Source organism: Acidocella aminolytica 101 = DSM 11237 (genome assembly GCF_900129125.1).
GTDB classification, from domain to species: Bacteria; Pseudomonadota; Alphaproteobacteria; order Acetobacterales; family Acetobacteraceae; genus Acidocella; species Acidocella aminolytica.
The window spans coordinates 1-2,684 of the sequence record NZ_FQVJ01000083.1 but is presented as its reverse complement, the minus strand read 5'-3'; the positions used below and the strand labels follow the sequence as shown (position 1 = coordinate 2,684).

Here is a 2,684-nt window from a genome sequence, read left to right as displayed (position 1 = left end):
ACCCATTAAAGATGACAGAGTTTAGCGCGTAACGTTGTTAATGGGAATCACTATAGGTAAAATCAGCCAGCCATTTCTGGTTTGGCCGGGCGGCGGAAAACTCCCGATCAAGGATATTATCGGCGATCACAGCACGTTCGCCCTCGTCCTTCGGCTTGGCCCGCCGCTTCGGGCGGGCCCGGAAGCCGTTCTCGCGCATCAGCCGTTCAACCCGGTGCAGGCCACAGGCCAAGCCCACCTCGAGTACATCACGCCACACGCGGCGCGCGCCATAGGTCCGGTCACTGGCCTTGAAGCTCGTGCCAATTGCCGACGCCAGTTTCTCATCGTGCACAGCCCGTTCACAGGCTGGTCGGTTGAGCCAAGCATGGAAGCCGGAACGCGATACCTCAAGAGCATTGCACATCCAGCTCACCGGCCAGATATGCCGGTGCTTCGCGATGAAGGCGAACTTCATGTCGACTCCCTCGCGAAGAATGCTGCAGCCTTTTTTAGGATATCACGCTCCGCCTTGAGCTTGGCGACCTCCTTTTTGAGAGCCGCGATCTCAGCCAGATCGGCCCGTTGCTGGCCATGGCCTGGGAAGGCCGTCGCAGGCGCCGCCGCCAATTCACGCATCCAGCGGCGCAACACGCTCTCCGCCAAATCCAGGTCACGGGCCGCCTGCGCCACTGATACGCCCCGCTCCGTAACCAGCTTTACAGCTTCAGTTTTGAACTCAGCTCCAAATTTTCGTTTCGCCATTTTCGCCCTCCGGTTCATTGGTCACGATCTTATCCTCGTGTCCACCAAACCGGCAGCAGCTCAGACCAGGATGGGAGAATACGCTGCTTATCATCACCTATGACGAACATGGCGGTTGCTATGACCATGTCTTCCCAGGGCCGGCGGTGTCACCCGGCGGCCCTTTTCCGGACGGATATCAGTTTGATGGCTATGGGGTCCGTGTGCCTGCCGTTATCGTCTCGCCCTATGTCTCTGTTGGCCAAATCATTCGGCCAGATGGTTTAATACCCTTTGACCACACGAGCATTTTTAGAACATTGCAGGATGTTTTCGGGCTGCATAACGGGCCTTTGACCCCGCGGACGGCCTCCGCCCCTTCACTCGTGGATTACCTCTCTGACGTTCCGGTAAATCCTGGTCCAGTATCCATTTCCGTCACCCCGCCCATACCGGGCAACGACGAACTGGCGAATGCGGCGCAGCTGCCGCCAAACGGGCTGCAGGCGGCGCTGGGCAAGGCCGCGTCGAGATTGCCGACATCCGGTGCGGACCCGGCGACGCACATCAAGCGCCTCCAGCAGGCGATATCAGCGCTGCCAGAGCATAAGACAGCCGGTGATGCAGGTTCGGATGCGGCAATCCACATGAGAGCCTTCCTGGGGCGTTGATTGCGAGGCGATCGGCGGCCATTCCACCGCCCTCAAAGCGGTGCTCCTGCCATGCGGCAGATCTAAACGCGCGTCAGCCAGTATGATCCTCCAATAGCGTCTTGCTGTATGCGTTCGCGACACACTGTGTGGGCTTGGTTTAACTGGCCCGGCAGGCTGGCCGCAAGCCCGACCCACCAGAGTTCAGGTGATTGAGAAGTCACGGCATATTTCTGTCGTTCTTTACGTCATGCCCGAGTTGGACAGTGGGTAGAGAACGGACGGGGAGTGTGGATGTGCTGTTCTTCCGGCAGCGTTTCTGGGAGCGGTTGATGGTGAATGTCGGCATCGCTCTTCTGTTTGCTGCATTTTACTTGAGATTTTCGAAGAGTCCGTGAATTTCATCTCACGCTGAGCATCAGCCCAAGGCTTCCCCCGGGGCCAAGCCCCTGATTGCGCACCCGCAAGGGGTGCGCTTCTTGGCGATCCGCCAAGCGGATCGCTATTTTGCCGGGCCTGCACCCGACTTTCCGTCAGTTCCGCCCAGTTCTAATCCGCCCCATCCAATTTCGCACTGCTCTCTCCCGCCTTCCTTGCGCCCTTCCCCGCACTGGCTTTTGGCTTCGCTTTCCCGGCCCGCTTGCGCATGACATTGATGGCGGTGGCGTCAAGCGTGTTCTTCAGATGGATCGCATAATGCTTTTCGATCATCTCGACGGAGGTACGGCAGTTCTTGGCAACCTGATAGATATCCGCCCCTTCCATCAGCCGCATGCAGATATAGGTATGGCGCAAACTATACGCGGTCCGGGCCTTGCCATCCCGGTCCAGCTTCAATCCGGTGCGCGCCAGCAGATTGTTGAACAGCTTGATGTGATTGCCCGGGAAGACCAGATCAGTCGCCCCCGGATATTCGAGCGCGGACGAGACAGGTGCGTCCCCGCCAGTCCTGCGCCGGTGCTGCCGCTCCCGGCGGGATTCAGCCTGCACCGGCTTGGCCCGCGCCAGCAGCCGCTGATAAACCCGCACCGCCCCCGGCATGCTCTTGCAATGCCCGACACCGCGCTTGCCGCGAACCTCGATCTCCAGAAGCTCCTGGGTAATCCCCCCTGATATTAAGGGGATTGATAAGTAGAATTTTCTCGGCATTTTGCTTGAGGAGATTTGGATGAAACAGTCGAAATACAGCGAAGCGCAGATTCTTTCGATTTTGCGTCAGGCGGAGGGCGGTGTGCCTGTGGCCGAATTGTGCCGTGAACACGGCATGAGCGACGCGTCATTTTATATCTATGGACGGCTCTCCCGTTGCAA

At 58.6% G+C, this 2,684-nt stretch carries 3 protein-coding genes and 2 pseudogenes; 3 read left to right on the top strand and 2 right to left on the bottom strand.

The window, feature by feature from the left end; translation table 11 throughout:
- Positions 1 to 52: 52 nt before the first annotated feature.
- A pseudogene (locus BUB54_RS21725) lies at positions 53 to 744 on the bottom strand (IS3 family transposase); the annotation flags it as partial.
- Positions 745 to 761: 17 nt separating this feature from the next.
- Between BUB54_RS21725 and BUB54_RS22230 the strand changes: the two are divergent.
- Positions 762 to 1,052 (top strand): annotated as a pseudogene (locus BUB54_RS22230) (alkaline phosphatase family protein); the annotation flags it as partial.
- Positions 1,053 to 1,076: 24 nt separating this feature from the next.
- On the top strand, positions 1,077 to 1,394 hold the full coding sequence (locus tag BUB54_RS21720; RefSeq protein WP_244890806.1) for a hypothetical protein: 318 nt from the start codon (positions 1,077 to 1,079) through the stop codon (positions 1,392 to 1,394).
- 528 nt (positions 1,395 to 1,922) lie between these two features.
- Here the strand turns inward: BUB54_RS21720 and BUB54_RS19595 are convergent.
- Complete coding sequence (locus BUB54_RS19595) at positions 1,923 to 2,522, bottom strand: site-specific integrase (protein ID WP_241869482.1); 600 nt, start codon at positions 2,520 to 2,522, stop codon at positions 1,923 to 1,925.
- Positions 2,523 to 2,541: 19 nt separating this feature from the next.
- On the opposite strand from BUB54_RS19595, the gene BUB54_RS19590 reads away from it, so the two are divergent.
- Positions 2,542 to 2,684, top strand: a 143-nt coding sequence (locus tag BUB54_RS19590) for a transposase (protein WP_139285021.1), incomplete at its 3' end; no start/stop codon positions are given.